Origin of the sequence: Micromonospora sp. NPDC048063, assembly GCF_043202855.1 — a bacterium.
In the GTDB taxonomy this organism is placed as follows: domain Bacteria; phylum Actinomycetota; class Actinomycetes; order Mycobacteriales; family Micromonosporaceae; genus Micromonospora.
Genome location: NZ_JBIDBG010000018.1, coordinates 58243 through 73097 on the forward strand (window position 1 = coordinate 58243; position 14855 = coordinate 73097).

General features: G+C 74.4%; 12 protein-coding genes. 5 read left to right on the forward strand and 7 right to left on the reverse strand.

Going from position 1 to position 14855, the window contains the following annotated elements; genetic code table 11:
- Window positions 1-47: 47 nt before the first annotated feature.
- The 4 genes from ACGFZ2_RS28930 to ACGFZ2_RS28945 form a co-directional block, all read right to left on the reverse strand.
- The gene (locus tag ACGFZ2_RS28930; RefSeq protein ID WP_393259776.1) at window positions 48-761 is read right to left on the reverse strand and encodes a DedA family protein; all 714 of its coding nucleotides are present in this window, start codon (window positions 759-761) and stop codon (window positions 48-50) included.
- A 138-nt stretch (window positions 762-899) separates the two neighbouring features.
- Window positions 900-3425: a polynucleotide kinase-phosphatase gene (locus tag ACGFZ2_RS28935; protein WP_393458963.1), complete on the reverse strand. Its 2526-nt coding sequence runs from the start codon at window positions 3423-3425 to the stop codon at window positions 900-902.
- Entirely contained in the window at window positions 3422-4855 is a 1434-nt protein-coding gene (locus ACGFZ2_RS28940) for a 3' terminal RNA ribose 2'-O-methyltransferase Hen1 (RefSeq protein WP_393458966.1), read from the reverse strand. The genes ACGFZ2_RS28935 and ACGFZ2_RS28940 overlap by 4 nt, the downstream gene beginning before the upstream one ends.
- A gap of 306 nt (window positions 4856-5161) precedes the next feature.
- The gene (locus tag ACGFZ2_RS28945) at window positions 5162-6706 is read right to left on the reverse strand and encodes an LPXTG cell wall anchor domain-containing protein (protein WP_393458969.1); all 1545 of its coding nucleotides are present in this window, start codon (window positions 6704-6706) and stop codon (window positions 5162-5164) included.
- A gap of 178 nt (window positions 6707-6884) precedes the next feature.
- Between ACGFZ2_RS28945 and ACGFZ2_RS28950 the strand changes: the two genes are divergently transcribed.
- Together ACGFZ2_RS28950 and ACGFZ2_RS28955 are read left to right on the forward strand one after the other, a co-directional pair.
- Window positions 6885-7370, forward strand: coding sequence for a SigE family RNA polymerase sigma factor (locus ACGFZ2_RS28950; protein ID WP_350702198.1), 486 nt, complete (start codon window positions 6885-6887; stop codon window positions 7368-7370).
- Window positions 7367-8428, forward strand: a complete 1062-nt coding sequence (locus tag ACGFZ2_RS28955; protein WP_393458972.1) for an LCP family protein — start codon at window positions 7367-7369, stop codon at window positions 8426-8428. Before ACGFZ2_RS28950 ends, ACGFZ2_RS28955 begins: the two co-directional genes overlap by 4 nt.
- Window positions 8429-8432: 4 nt before the next feature.
- On the opposite strand, the gene ACGFZ2_RS28960 is transcribed toward ACGFZ2_RS28955, so the two are convergent.
- Entirely contained in the window at window positions 8433-8645 is a 213-nt protein-coding gene (locus ACGFZ2_RS28960; protein ID WP_393458975.1) for a hypothetical protein, read from the reverse strand.
- Window positions 8646-8772: 127 nt separating this feature from the next.
- Between ACGFZ2_RS28960 and ACGFZ2_RS28965 the strand changes: the two genes are divergently transcribed.
- Complete coding sequence (locus ACGFZ2_RS28965; RefSeq protein ID WP_393259794.1) at window positions 8773-9156, forward strand: phage holin family protein; 384 nt, start codon at window positions 8773-8775, stop codon at window positions 9154-9156.
- A gap of 152 nt (window positions 9157-9308) precedes the next feature.
- A complete protein-coding gene (gene fbaA / locus ACGFZ2_RS28970) occupies window positions 9309-10334 on the forward strand; it encodes a class II fructose-bisphosphate aldolase (protein ID WP_393259797.1) in 1026 nt (341 codons plus the stop codon).
- Window positions 10335-10400: 66 nt separating this feature from the next.
- Here fbaA and ACGFZ2_RS28975 read toward each other — a convergent pair whose 3' ends face one another.
- A complete protein-coding gene (locus ACGFZ2_RS28975) occupies window positions 10401-11657 on the reverse strand; it encodes an LOG family protein (RefSeq protein ID WP_393458978.1) in 1257 nt (418 codons plus the stop codon).
- Window positions 11658-12023: 366 nt separating this feature from the next.
- Between ACGFZ2_RS28975 and ACGFZ2_RS28980 the strand changes: the two genes are divergently transcribed.
- Window positions 12024-12452 carry a DUF3151 domain-containing protein gene (locus ACGFZ2_RS28980; protein ID WP_350702186.1) on the forward strand — a complete coding sequence of 143 codons (429 nt, stop codon included), beginning with the start codon at window positions 12024-12026 and terminating at the stop codon, window positions 12450-12452.
- A gap of 60 nt (window positions 12453-12512) precedes the next feature.
- On the opposite strand, the gene ACGFZ2_RS28985 is transcribed toward ACGFZ2_RS28980, so the two are convergent.
- Window positions 12513-14849 carry a chromosome partitioning protein gene (locus ACGFZ2_RS28985; protein ID WP_393458981.1) on the reverse strand — a complete coding sequence of 779 codons (2337 nt, stop codon included), beginning with the start codon at window positions 14847-14849 and terminating at the stop codon, window positions 12513-12515.
- Window positions 14850-14855 lie beyond the last annotated feature (6 nt).

Below are 14855 nucleotides of genomic sequence, written 5' to 3' on the forward strand. Positions count from 1 at the left end.
CGTCCGGTGCCATCCCCCACCGGGGACGGCACCGGACGGCCCGCCGGTCAGTGCTTGCCGTAGTGCTCGCGGGTCTCCCGGATCGCCTCCTCGGCGGCGGCCCGCTCCTGCGCGGTGGTGCCACGCCTGGCGGCCATCCTCGCCCGCAGCAGCTCGACGGCGATCGGGACGACCGAGAGCGCCACGATGGCGATAAGGATCATCTCGATGTTCGTCTTGACGAACGGGATCTGGCCCAGGAAATAGCCGAGCACGGTCACTCCCGTGCCCCATAGGACGCCGCCGATCACGTTGTAGATGACGAAGGTGCGGTAGTTCATCCGGCTGACCCCGGCCACGATCGGCGTGAACGTCCGCACGATCGGCACGAAGCGGGCCAGCACGATGGAACGCGCGCCGTACTTCTCGAAGAAGTCGTGCGCCTTCAGCACGTTCTCCTGCTTGAACAGCTTCGAGTTCGGCCGGCGGAACAGCGCCGGGCCGACCTTGCGGCCGAACGCGTACCCGACCTGGTCGCCGGCGATCGCCGCGAGGGTGATCAGCAGGCAGACCAGCCACAGCGGGTAGGTGATGTACTTCCCGTCGGCGGTGAGCAGACCCGCCGTGAACAGCAGCGAGTCGCCCGGCAGGAAGAACCCGATCAGCAGGCCGGACTCGGCGAAGACGATGACCAGGATGCCGATCAGCCCGAACGTCGAGATCAACACCTCTGGATCGAGCCAGCTCGGCCCCAGGGCCAGGGTGGTGGTGGGCGTCGGCACGAGGTGACCTCCGATGGATGCCGGTCGGGGACGGAACGTCCGTAGTCTAGGTGGCTCCCCGGCGTGCCGGTGCTCGACGTCACACCCACGTCCGCCCGCCCGCCGTCCCGGCCGGGGCCGGGACGGCGGGGACCGCGCCTACAGCCGGGGGTCGACCGGCTCGGACTCGCAGGCCAGGATCGCGAAGACCAGCTCGTGCCGGCGCCACAGCGGCGCACCGGCGACCAGCGCGTCCAGCGCCGCCAGCCCCAGCCCGTGCTCGCGCAGCGCCAGCCCCCGCTTGCGCCCCAGCGACCGGCGGCGCAGCGCGGCGAGCTGCTCCGGCTCGTCGTACCCGGGGCCGTAGATGATCCGCAGGTACTCCCGGCCCCGGCACTTGATCCCCGGCTGGAGCAGCGAGCCCCGCTCGGAGCGGGCGGCCGGACCGGCGTACGGCTTGACCACCATGCCCTCGCCGCCGGCGGCGGTCAGCTCCAGCCACCAGTCCGTGGCTGCCGCCTCGGCGGCGGGATCGGCCAGGTCGACCACCTGTCGACGGGTCGGCGTGAAGAACTCCGGGTCGGCCGCGCAGAGCCGGTCGGCCAGCCCGAGGTGCCAGCCGTGGTCCCGGTCGGCGTAGCTGGCCTTGGCGCCGGCGAGCACCGCGAACGGGGCCAGGGTCACCCCGCGCAGCCCGTCGGTCGGCCCCACGTACGCCCGGTAGGCGTCCGAGTAGGCCACGATCTCGTCGCGTCGGCGGGCCATCCGGTCGCGCAGGTCGCCCACGGGCAGGCCCCGACCGGCGGCGGCCTCCAGCGTGGCCAGCGCCGCGGGCAGCGCGGCCCGGCCGGCGGCACCGACCCCGGCGTACTGCTCGCGGATCAGCCCGCCCGCCTTCGCCGACCAGGGCAGCAGCTCGCAGTCCAGCAGCAGCCAGTCGGTCTCCAGCTCGGCCCAGAGCCCCGCCCCACCGATTGCCCCGCGCACCCGGTCGAGCAGCCCGGTGTCGAGCGGCTCGCCGAAGAACGGCCGGCCGGTGCGCGTGTGCACCACCCCGCCGCCCGGGCCGAACGGCCCGCCGTCGGGCTCCCGGCAGACCAGCACCACCGCCCGCGAGCCCATGTGCTTCTCCTCGCAGACCACCCGGTCCACGCCCGCCGCGCGGTAGTCGGCGAACGCCTGCGCCGGGTGCTCCAGGAAGCCGCCCACCGTCGCCGTCGAGCAGGGCGCCATCGTCGGCGGCAGCCAGGCCAGCCAACGCGGGTCGACCGCGAACCGGCTCATCACCTCCAGCGCCGCCGCGGCGTTCTCCGCCGGCACGGTCAGCGACCCGTACGCGTGCTCGATGTGCCGCCGGCCGGCCACGTCGGTCAGCTCCAGCACCTGGTCGGGTCGGGCCGGGGCGGCGGTCAGCGGGCGGGCCGGGGCGTACCACTCCCGCTCCGCCGGCACCGAGAGCAGCTCCTTCTCCGGGTAGCGCAGCGCGGTGAGTCGGCCGCCGAAGACGCAGCCGGTGTCGATGCAGATGGTGTTGTTCACCCACTCCGGCTCCGGGGTGGGCGTGTGCCCGTAGACCACCATCGCCGAGCCCCGGTACTCCCGCGCCCACGGGTAGCGCACCGGCAGCCCGTACTCGTCGGTCTCGCCGGTGGTCTCGCCGAACAGCGCGAACGCCCGCACCCGGCCCGACGCGCGGCCCTGGTACGCCTCCTTCAGCCCGGCGTGCGCGACCACCAGCCGGCCGCCGTCCAGCACGTAGTGGCTGACCAGGCCGTCGACGAAGGCCGCCACCTCGGCCACGAAGCTGTCCGGCTCCGCCGCCAGCTGGGCCATCGTCTCGGCCAGACCGTGGGTGAGCCGCACGTCCCGGCCGCGCAGCCGGCGCAGCAGCTTCTGCTCGTGGTTGCCGGGCACGCAGATCGCGTGCCCGGCGGCGACCATGCCCATGACCAGGCGGAGCACGCCGGGGGAGTCCGGGCCGCGGTCCACCAGGTCACCGACGAAGACGGCGGTACGCCCCGCCGGGTGGGTCGCGTCGACCGGCCGGCCGTGCTCGTCGCGGCGCAGCTCCCAGCCGAGCCGGGTGAGCAGCGCCTCCAGCTCGGCGCGGCAGCCGTGCACGTCACCGACGACGTCGAACGGCCCGGTCAGCTCCCGCCGGTCGTTGAACAGCTTCTCGTAGCGGATCTCGGCGGCGTCGATCTCGTCCACGCCGCGCAGCACGTGCACCTTCCGGAAGCCCTCCCGGGCCAGTTGCCCGTACGACCGGCGCAGGTCACGCTGCATCCGGGCGAGCACCTGCCGGCCGAAGGTGCGGTCGGCGCGGCCCTCGGTGCGCTCCCAGGCCAGTGCCTCGGGCACGTCCAGCACGACGGCCACCGGCAGCACGTCGTGCTCGCGGGCCACCCGCACCAGGGCGGCCCGGGCGTGCGGCTGGAGGTTGGTCGCGTCGACCACGGTGAGCCGGCCCCGCCGCAGCCGCGTGGCGGCGACGTGGTGCAGCGCGTCGAACGCGTCGGCGGAGGCCGACTGGTCGTTCTCGTCGTCGGCGACCATCGCCCGGAACGCGTCGGAGGAGAGCACCTGGCTGGGCGCGAAGTGCCGGCGGGCGAAGGTCGACTTGCCGGAACCGGAGACGCCGACCAGCGCGACCAGGGCCAGCTCGGGGATGTCGAGGGTGGTCATCGGCTGTTCTCCTGGCGGGTGAGCACGGCGAGCTGGGTGGGGGCGCCGACCTCGGGATCGTCGTCGCCGACCCCGCCGATCGCGGCCGAGTAGCCGTAGGTCGCGGCCACCCGGTCGACCCACGCCGCGAACTCCGCGCGGGTCCACTCGAACCGGTGGTCGGCGTGCCGGAACCGCCCGGCGGGCAGGCCCTCGTAGCGGACGTTGTACTCGACGTTGGGCGTGGTCACCACGACGGTGGCGGGCCGGGCGTGGCCGAGGACGGCGTCCTCCAGCGCCGGCAGTCGGGGCGGGTCGACGTGCTCGATCACCTCCATCAGCACCGCCGCGTCGTAGCCGCGCAGCCGGTCGTCCCGGTAGGTCAGCGCGGACTGCCAGAGCCGGACCCGGTCCCGCTGCCGCTCCGGCAGGCGGTCCAGCCGCAGCCGCCGGGCGGCCAGGGTCAGCGCGTGCGGGGACACGTCGGTGCCGACGATCTCGGTGAACCGGCGGTCGCCGACCAGCGCGGCGAGCAGGGCGCCCCCGCCGCAGCCCAGGTCCAGCACCCGGCTCGCGCCGGACTCGACCAGCGCCGCGAGGACGGCCTCCCGCCGTCGCGCCGCCAGCGTCGGCTGGCGGAGGGTGGGCTCGTCCACCGTGTCGGACTCGGCGGCGGCCGGCTCGTCGGTCAACCGCTGCTCGGCGAGGCGGGCGAGGGCCAGCCCGGCCAGCGCCCGCCGGTGCGCCAGGTAGCGGCGGGTGATCATGCCCCGCTCCGGGTGGTCGGCCAGCCAGCCCTCGCCGGCCCGAAGCAGCTTGTCCACCTCGTCGGGCGCCACCCAGTAGTGCTTGGCGTCGTCCAGGACCGGCAGCAGGACGTAGAGGTGGTTGAGCGCGTCGGCGACGCGCAGCGTCCCGGTCAGGGTCAGGTCGACGTACCGGCTGTCGCCCCACTCCGGGTGCCGCTCGTCGAGCGGGATCGGGGTCGCGGTCACCGCCCAGCCGAGCGGGCCGAACATCCGGGCCGCCACGTCCGCGCCGCCACGGCAGCGCAGCACCGGCACCCGCACCTCCAGCGGGATCGGCGTACGGGCCAGTTCGGGGCGCTCCCGGGACTCGCCGCGCAGCGCGGAGCGGTACACCTTGGACAGCGCCGAGGAGAGCAGGCTGGACGCGGCGTACGGCCGGTCGTTGACGTACCGCCCGAGGGTGAAGCCCTCCGGGGGCGCCGCCTGCTGCCGGCCGCGGCCCTTGCCCCGCGCGCCGGCCAGCCGCAGCGGGTCCACGTCCAGCAGCAGGGCGGCGGTGCAGCGCTGCTCGCCCGCCTCCGGGTAGAACACGTGCGCGGTGCCGACCGGCACGTCGAAGGAGTGGGCGCGGTCGGGGTGCTTGACCAGCAGGTGACCGAGGTCGGTCGCCGGGCGGTGGGTGGTGGTCAGGGTGAGCAGCACGCGCCCATGGTGTCAGTGTCTTCGATCTTGCGTCGTCCCGTTTTTGCTCTTGTCTCGGGGTGGGTTTCCGGGGGAGCCCCACCCGCTCCGGGCGGTCAGGCTTGATCCCTGCGCGGGTGGGGCTCCCCCGGAAACCCTTCGTGGCCGGCGTCGTCGGGAGGCGGCGGGTGGCTCGGGGGGCGAGGGCGCGTGCTGCCGGGGTGGGGATCCTGGGTGGGCGCGTGTGCCGGGTGGTGTCGGGAGCGAGGTGGAGACGGCGGTGCCCCGCCGACCGGGGGTCGACGGGGCACCGGTGGTGCGGGTGGATCAGGCGACGAAGCGGGTCCGGCGGCGCTTGGCCACCAGGTAACCTCCGCCGCCGGCGACGAGCAGCAGGCCGCCGATGCCGGCGACCAAGCCGGCCGAGTCGCCGGTGATCGGCAGCTCGGGGTCGTCACCGCCGCCGCCCTCGCCGCCGGTCGCGCCCTTGACGACCAGCGCGGCGGTGTCGTTCTTCGGGTTCAGGTCGACGACCTTCCCCGGCTCGCCCGGGCCGAAGTGCAGCAGCCGCACCGAACCCGGCGCGCCGCCCACCTTGTCGATCCGCAGACCGAACTCGAAGACGGCCGCCTCGCCCTTGCGGCGCAGCTCGAACCACTCGCAGAAGTAGACCCGGCCGCCCGGCTCGCCGTACCAGCCAGTCGGCTCCTCGGCGGTGCCCGGCGAGCACTGTTCGGGCGCGTCCACCACGGTGGCGCCGGCGGGAACGGTGACCAGGGCGCCGGTCAGGAGCTCGCCCGGGCTGTACGAGTTGATCGCCGCGGGCCCGTTGTTGACGAAGCCGACCTTGGCGATGACCGTCCCGCCGGCTGCGCCGGTGACCTCGGCACCGGTGGCGGCGACGTCGGCCCGCTGGTCACCGGTGACGGTGGCGTCGATCCAGGCGACGTTGTTCGTCGTGTCCTTGTCGGTCTGCTTCACCGCGCGGGCCCGCGACGCCGGTGCCGGCACCAGCGTCATCGCGCTTCCGCTGCCCTTCTCCCAGTCGGCGCCGGAGAAGTCGCCGATGAACTCCTCCCAGTCGCCCTTGGCGAACCAGATCGCCTGGCCGTACTGCCGGCCCGGCGCCCAGGCGTCGGAGGCGATCGTCAGGGCGGACGAGTCGTCGAGCTGGAGAGCGGCTCCCGGCGGAATCTCCTCGCCGAAGTGGCACTGGGCGAGGTTGCTGCCGAACTCCGAGAGGTAGGAGCAGTTCGAGTGCCGCCGCGCCGGGGTGAGACCAGGGGTCATGGCGAGGAGCAGCACCGTGCCGCGCGCGGGTCGGTCGCCGATGTTGGCCACCGTGAGCGGCGCCTTGACCGTGGCGCCGGGGTCGCCGGCGAACTCCAGGGAGCGTTCCGTCTTCAGGTCGACGCCCTCGCCGACCTCGATGGTGGATCGCGCGGTGGCGGTGGGGATGCCCTTGGCCGCCACGCTCAGGACGAGCTCGCCCTTGTCGCCGGGTGCGGCGGAATCCTTGGCGGTGACGGTCAGGTTGACCAGGTAGTCGGTGATCTCGGTGCCGTCGAGGGCGCAGGTGATGACCGCGCCGGCCTCCTTGCAGCCCGACACCCGGTCGCCGAGGACAACCGTGGCGAAGCCGTCGACGTCGCCGCGGTCGATGGTGAGGGTCAGCTTCTCGGGCAGCGTCTCGGCAAACGCGTACAGGGTGACGGACTTGGCCTCGCCGCCCGGCGCGACCAGCGCGTTGTTGGCGTAGAGGAGGAGCTCGTCGCCGGGCTCTTCGGCGACGGCGGGGCTGGCGGAGGCGGCGACGAGCGCGCCTGCGACGCCCAGCCCGGCCAGCCAGCGCCGGGTGGAGTGCTTGAGCATGTGGGGGGTCCTCCCGTGGGAATGCCAGGAGTGGCCAGCGGATCTTAAGGAAGCCTTAGGCGCGCCGCTGCCCTGGCCCGCCTCCGAGGGGTAAACATCGACCGAACGGCTGACCAGGATCGTCGCAACGTTCCGCCCGCCCGGACCCGTCATCTGGGGCAGGAGCCCGGGAGGTGCAGTGACGTACGAGGAGTTCGCCGACTCGCGGCTGGCCGCGCTGCTGCGGTACGCGGTCATGCTGACCGGCGACCCGCACCAGGCGCAGGACCTGGTGCAGGACACCATGGTCCGGGTCCAGCTCAACTGGCGTCGGGTGGCTCGGGCCGACTCGCCCGAGCGCTACGTCCGCCGGATGCTGACCAACCAGTACGTCGACTGGCGGCGGGGCTCCTGGATGCGCCGGGTGCTGCTGCGCGCCGAGCCCGACGACGCGGTGCCGGTGCCGGCCGACCACGCCCAGCACGCCGTGGACCGGGACCAGGTCTGGTCCTGGCTGTCCGGGCTGCCGCGCCGGCAGCGGGCCACCCTGGTGCTGCGCTACTACGAGGATCTGCCCGACGCGGAGATCGCCGACATCCTCGGCTGTGCCGTCGGGACCGTCCGCTCGTCCATCTCGCGCGCCCTGGCCACGCTGCGGGCGGAACACGTGGAGGCCTGTTCATGATCGAGGACGACCTGCGTGCCGCCTTTGCCCGGCACGAGGCCCTGACCCCGCCCGTCGGTCCGCTGCGGTCCACGATCGACCGGCTCGCGGCTGCCCGTCGCCGTCGCCGGCTGCGGCTGCGGGCCGGCGGTGCCGCGCTGGCCCTGCTCGGCGTGCTGGGGATCGGGCTACCACCGTTCACGCCCGACCGGGTCGCCGAGGACGCCACCCTGTTCGCCGAGCCCACCGCCTCGGCACCGGCGGGCGCGCTGAACATCCTGCTGCTCGGCGTGGACGGCTCGGCGAAGGAGCCCGCCCGGCTGGCGGACTCCGTCCTGCTGGTGCACATTCCGGCGGACCGTAGCCGGCCGTACCTCATCTCGCTGCCTCGCGACCTGGCGGTGCCGATTCCCGGTCACGGGACCGACAAGCTCAACGCCGCCTTCCGGCACGGTGCCGGCGACGGCCGGCCCGACCTGGGGCGCGGCTACGAGCTGACCCGCCGGGTGGTCACCGACCTGACGGGCGTACGCGTGGACGCCGGCGCGGTGCTCACCTACCCGGTGTTGCGTCGGCTCACCGACGAGGTCGGCGGCGTGGAGGTCTGCCTGCCGCGCGAGGTGCGCTCCATCCACACGAAGCGGGTCTTCCCGACCGGCTGCCAGCGGCTCGACGGCGCCGCCTCGGTCGACCTGCTGCGGCAGCGGCGGGGGCTGCCCGAGGGCGGGCTCGACCGGGACCGGCACGCGCAGCTTTTCGCCGCCGGGCTGATCCGTCGGGCCGGCGAGCAGGGGGTGCTGACCAGTCCGGTCAGGCTCTTCGCCCTGGTCGACACCGTCGGCGCGGACCTGGTCGTGGGCGGCGCCGGTTCGCCACTGGTGGACCTGCTGAAGGTGCTTCCGGAGCTGAAGTCCGTCGACCCGGTCGGGCTCAGTCTCCCGGTCGGGCCGCCGGAGGGCCTCGGCTGGCGGCTGCCACCGGATCCGAAGGAGGCTCCGGCGTTCCTTGCCGCGTTGCGGGAGGACCGGCTGGCGCAGTGGGCGGCGCGGAATCCGGGTCAGGTCAACCGCACCCGCTGACGGATCAGCGGTAGTCGTCCTCGTCGGGGGCGACCACCCGGGCCTGCTCCATGGCGTCCCAGTCGTTGATCTCCAGGCCGCGGTGCGGCTCCACGTCGGCCTCGCCGGGGTCGACCGCGGCGGCCTGCTCGACCGCGTCGGCCGGTTCCGCCTCCATGTCGCGCTCCTCGGGGCTGAGGTGGTCGCTGGGGGCGAAGTCCTCGTCGGGCTGACCCATTGGTCCCTCCCGGGATCTCGGCGGACGGTTACCCCACACACCGTACGGGCTGCGCCCGCCCGCCGCTCGGAAGCCGAGTCGACCGAATCGCCCCACCGGTCGCCGCCCCCGGTGCCAGGATGATGCCGTGGGCTTCCTGATCAGGCTGGCGATCACCGCGGTCGCGCTGTGGATCACCACGCTGATCGTGCCCGGCGTCGAGGTGACCGGCCGCTCCGGCGCCGACGACGCGCTCACGCTCGTCGTCGTGGCGTTGATCTTCGGCGTGGTCAACGCCGTGCTCAAGCCACTGATCAAGGTGTTCGGCTGCGTCTTCTACCTGCTCACCCTCGGCCTGTTCGCGCTGGTGGTCAACGCCCTGCTGTTCCTGCTGACCGACCGGATCGCCCGGGCGCTGGACCTGCCGTTCCAGGTGGACGGCTTCTGGGCCGCGTTCTGGGGCGCCATCGTGATGGCCGTGGCCACCTGGCTGATCAGCGTCGTCGTGCCCGACAGGTGGGGGGAGCGGTGAGCGTCGCGACCGGCCTTCGGGCGCGTACCGGGTCGGTTGTGCCGGCGCCCCTCTTCTACGGGATACTTCCGACGGTGGACAGCGCGGTCCGGCGCACCCAAGGACAACAGCGGCCGGCGACGGCCGACAGCGGTAAGTAAGGAGCGTTCGACATGCCCATCGCTTCCCCCGAGACCTACGCGGAGATGCTGGACCGCGCCAAGGCCGGCCGGTACGCGTACCCCGCGATCAACGTGACGTCCTCGCAGACCCTGAACGCGGCGCTCAAGGGCTTCGCCGACGCGGAGAGCGACGGCATCATCCAGGTCTCGACCGGTGGCGCGGAATACCTCTCCGGACCTTCGATCAAGGACATGGTCACCGGCGCGGTGGCGTTCGCCGCGTACGCGCACGAGGTGGCCAAGAAGTACCCGGTCAACATCGCCCTGCACACCGACCACTGCCCGCAGGAGAAGCTGGACAAGTTCGTCCGCCCGCTGATGGGCATCTCGCAGGAGCGGGTGAAGCGCGGCGAGGAGCCGCTGTTCCAGTCGCACATGTGGGACGGCTCGGCCGTGCCGGTGGCGGAGAACCTGGAGATCGCCGCGCAGCTCCTCGACGAGGCCGCCAAGGGCAAGATCGTCCTCGAGATCGAGGTCGGCGTGGTCGGCGGCGAGGAGGACGGCGTCGAGAACGCCATCAACGAGAAGCTCTACACCACGGTCGAGGACGGCCTGGCCATGGTGGATGCGCTCGGCCTGGGCGAGAAGGGCCGCTACATGGCGGCGCTGACCTTCGGCAACGTGCACGGCGTCTACAAGCCGGGCAACGTCAAGCTCCGTCCGGAGATCCTCAACCAGATCCAGGAGGCGGTCGGCGCCAAGTACGGCAAGGAGAAGCCGCTCAGCCTGGTCTTCCACGGCGGCTCGGGCTCGCTGCTGTCGGAGATCCGCGAGGCGCTCGACTACGGCGTCGTGAAGATGAACATCGACACCGACACCCAGTACACCTTCTCCCGCCCGGTCGCGGACCACATGTTCCGCAACTACGACGGCGTGCTCAAGGTCGACGGCGAGGTCGGCAACAAGAAGATGTACGACCCGCGGGTCTGGGGCAAGGCCGCCGAGGCCGGCATGGCCGCCCGCGTCACGGAGGCCTGCGAGCACCTGCGCTCGACCGGCACCACGCTCGCCAAGTGACGCGCTGACGCGTACCGCCGGCGGCCGGCTCCCCACCGGGAGCCGGCCGTCGGCGTGTCCGGCCCGTCAGGCCGTCGCGGTGAGCACCCGGACGGCCTCGTGGACGTCGTCGGTGAGGTGCACGGTGGCGGACAGGTCGCCGAACGGCGAGGCGCCCAGCAGCGGTCGCAGCAGCGACTCCACCGGCAGTTCCCGCGTCCAGTACGCGCGGTCCAGGAAGACGTACGCGCCGCTGGCCCCGTCGGTGCCGTAGTAGGTCTTGGTGGCCGCCTGGAACACCTCCTGCACGGTGCCGGCCCGGCCGGGCGCGAAGACGATCCCGCCCCGGGCCAGCCGCAGGATGGTGTCCTCCCGGATGGCGTTGGAGAAGTACTTCGCGATCCGGCCGGCGAACAGGTTCGCCGGCTCGTGCCCGTAGAGCCAGGTCGGGATGGCCAGCCCGCCGGCGCGCGCCCAGTCCACGTCGCCGCCGGCCAGCGTGGCCGAGTCGACGCGGGAGACGCTGGCGGGGTCGGCGGCCCGGGGCCGGGGCGGCGACACCGGCTGGCCGTAGCGCTCCCGGACCAGCAGCGCCGCCGCCGTGTAGCGGTCGTGGTCGGTGAAGTCCGGCGCCCCGGCGAGCAGGTCGATCGCGGCGTCCAGGTCCTCGACCGGCCGCAGCGCCAGGAACGCGCCCAGGTTGGCGGCCTCCATCACCCCGGGCCCGCCGCCGGTCACCACCAGCCGGTCGGCCCGGGCCAGCTCCCAGCCCAGCACGGCCGCCATCCGGTACGGCGCGCTGCCGCGCGGCACCGCGTGCCCGCCCATGATGCCGACCACCGACTGCGGCCCGTGGGTGGCCAGCCAGGCGCGGGTGGCGTCGGCGAGCGCGTTGTCCACGCCGTGGTCGTGCAGCCGCTGGCCGAGCGCCTCCTTCACCTCCGGCAGGGCCCCGCCGTGCGCGCGGAAGTGCTCGTACACCCGGGTGTCGTACATCCCGGCGAAGCCGCCCTCGGCGAAGCCGGCGGCCAGGTCGTCCGGGGTGTAGAGGTGCGAGGGCTGGGTCGGGTAGGGCAGCCCGGAGAACGGCGGCACGACGTTCGCGCCGCGCCGGACCAGGTCGGCGCCGACCTCACGGGAGGCGAAGCGGCACCCGACGAACAGGGTGCCGGTCACCTCGATCCCGGTGAGGTCGGGGACGGGTGCGAGGTCGAGCCGCAGCCCCTGCACGGTCAGCCCGACCAGGCTGCCCGTGGCCAGTCGCCGGTCGAACTCGGCGCGGGTCTCGATCTCGTCGGTGCAGGTGTGCGGCTCGATGACGTCCGCGGGCGGTGGGGTCGGCACCCTCGCCATCCTGCCCCGCCCCGGCAACCGGCCAAACCTGCGGGGGTGGCCGGGTGGTCGGCAGACCCGGGCCGGCGGCCGGGCGGGTGCGGACGGCGCGCGGTGCCGGTGGCGACGTCGGCGGCACCGGGCCGCCCGGCTCGTCGGGGAACGCGCCGGGTCTGCCCGGAACGGACAGGAGCCCGGCGACCGCGGCCACCGGGCTCCTGCACAACCCGGTCCTGGGGAGGCTCCGGACCAATAGTTGTAGTGGAAAACATCTGCCGGTGGCATAGGCCGCAGGCGTGACCAACTCCTCAGCCGTTCAGGCAACCAGCTCGCCCAACCCCCTCGCGCACCCACGGGCGAAGCGGGTTGAATGGGACGATGCAGAACCTGTTGCCGGAACCACCGGCCACCCTCCTCCCCGCGCACGACGAGGCCGACGCCGCCCTGGCCGCCGCCGAGCAGGCCGGCAGCGACGAGGCGTACGCCGAGGTGGCGGCGCGCTTCCCGACCTACAGCGCCGGCTGGGGCGCGCTGGCGGCTCGGGCCCTCGCCGCGGGCCAGGTCGTCCCGGCGTACGCCTACGCGCGCACCGGCTACCACCGGGGGCTGGACCAGCTGCGCCGCAACGGCTGGAAGGGGCACGGCCCGGTGCCGTGGTCGCACGAGCCGAACCAGGGCTTCCTGCGCTGCCTCTACGTGCTGTCCCGCGCCGCCGACGCGATCGGCGAGGCCGACGAGGCGGCCCGCTGCGCCCAGTTCCTCCGGGACTGCGACCCGGCCGCCGCAGACGCGCTGGCCAGCAACTGACGCCACTCCGACGGCCGGCCCGACACGCTGCGGGCCGGCCGTCGGGCTGTCCCGGGGTCCCTACAACCCCTCCGCCACGGAGGCGGCGATCTTCAGCCAGGCGTCCCGCGTCGCCGAGGAGAGAGCGGCGTACCGGATCGGCTCGCCGGTGTCGATGAGCCGCTCGTACGGTGCGAGCAGCACCGCCCGGGTGCGGGCCGCGAAGTGTTCCTGGATCGCCGGCAGGTCGATCTCCTTGCGCGAGGGCGGCATGGAGACCACGGTGACCGCCTGCCGGACCAGCCGCTGCCGGCCGCTCTGCTCCAGGTGGTCCAGCATCCGGGCGGCCGTCTCCGCCGAGTCGTTTCGGGCCGACATGGTGACCACGAGCTGGTCGGTGGCGTCCATCGCGGCCTGCCAGTTCTGGGCGCGCACGTTGTTGCCGGTGTCCACGAAGATCAGCTTGTAGAACCGGCTCACCACCTCGCGGATCTCGGCGAACGCGGCGGCGGTGAGCATCTCGCCCCCGGTCGCCGACTCGTCCGAGGCGAGGACGTCGAACATCCCCTCGCCCTGCGACCGGACGTACTGCGACAGGTCACCCACCCGCCCGTGCGCGCCCTGGAACTGGCCCAGGTCGCGCAGCATGTCCCGCACCGTACGCGAGTGGAAGTCCTGCTGGGCGCGCATCCCCAGGGTGCCCTGGGTCTCGTTGTTGTCCCACGCCAGCACGTAGCCCCCGCGCTTCTGGCCGAACGTCATCGCCAACAGCAGGATGGCCACCGTCTTGCCGGCGCCGCCCTTCGGGTTAACCACCGTCACCTGACGCAGCCCGCCGAAGTTGCGGCGCACCATCTCGATGTCCCGCCGCAACTCCTGCTCGTGCCGCCCCGGCGGGAGCCGCAGCCCCACCAGGTTCGCCACCGCCCGTACGCCCATCGTGGCCACCGGGTCGGCGGGCCGGACCTGGCGGCGGCGGGCGAAGTCCTCGGCGGTCGGCGGCGCGGCGACCGCCGGGTTCCAGCCCGGGTCGGGCTGGGTCGGCGGCACCGCGGTCACCCCCTCGGCCGGCTGGTACGCCTGCTGCGGTGCCGGGCCGGCGGCTCCCGGCGTGCCAAGGGGCCAGGCCGGCGGATACCAGCCGGGCTGGGGCGGGTACGGGCCGGGCGGCGTCGGGGCGGCCTGCTGCGGCGGGACGGCCGTCTGCGGTGGGTGCGGGACGGTCGCCTGCGGTGGGTGCGGGACGGTCGCCTGCGGTGGGTAGGGGCCGGACGGTGTGGTCTGCGGTGCCCCCGCACCGGGCCCGAGGTCCCCGGCCGGCTCGGCCGACCCGCCATGTCCAGGGCTGCCCGGCTGGGGCACGCCCTGCCCGGTCGCACCGTGACCGGCCGCGCCCCCGCTCGGGGGCGCCGCTCTGGCGGCACCGCGGTACGTCGGGGGCACCGGCTGGGCGGCACGGTGGTTCGTCACGGGTGCCGGCCCGTCGGCTCCGGCCGCCAGTGCAGGTTCGACGGCGGCCGGTGCGGGCCGTTGCGGCGGCTGCGCCCACGGGGACTCGGCCGACCCGCGCGCCCCGCCGCCGTTCGCCGCGCCGCTGTTCGCCGCCGCGCCGCTCGTCGGTGCGCCGCCTCCGCTCCCGGCGCTGCCGGCGACCGGAACCCCGCTCTTCGCAGGGCCGGCACCGGTCGCTGCCGAGTCGGCGGCGACCTCCGGCGACCGCTCGCTGGCGGCAGCCCGGTCGGTGGCTGAGGGCTGGGGAATCGCGGCCGGGCGCGTCACCGGGACGGGTGCGGCCGGCTGGTCCAGGCTGAAGGGCGTGTCGAGGTCGACCCGGGTGGGGGCGGGCTGGGGAGACCGGGGAGCGGGCACACCGGCCCCGGCACCCCCGGCCGCCTGTCCATCCGCCCCGACGGCCGGCCCGGTTCCGGCGATGCCCGGGGCGCTCGTGCCCGTGCCGGGCGGGACCGCTGTGCCCGTGCCCGGCGGGACGGCCGGGTCGCTGGGCGGGGCGACAGCGCCCTGTGCCGGCGGGGCGGTGGGCCGTGTGAAGGGCGTGGGCGGGGCCCAGCCCTGGCCCGAGGGGGCGGGCGCCCGGCCGGAGGCCCTGGCCGGCGGGGGTGCCCAGCCGGTCGTCGCGGCCGGCGGCGCGGTCGTCGCCGGGCCGCCGGTCAGGGACGGGTAGTCGGCGGGCGAGGGCGGGGCGGCCGGCCGGCCCTGCGGCGGGACGGGCGACGTCGGTGAGCTGGCCGACGCCCACGGCGGGGCGTCGGCGCCGTCGATCTGGTCGGGCGGCCAGAGTGGTTCGATGTCCCGCTCCGGCACCGGCGGCTGCCCGGGCACGTGGACCCGGTCGGCGTTCTCGTCCACTACGGTTCCTCCCCATTCCTTCTGCCGAGGATAGGCCCAGTGGCCAGCCATGGTCGG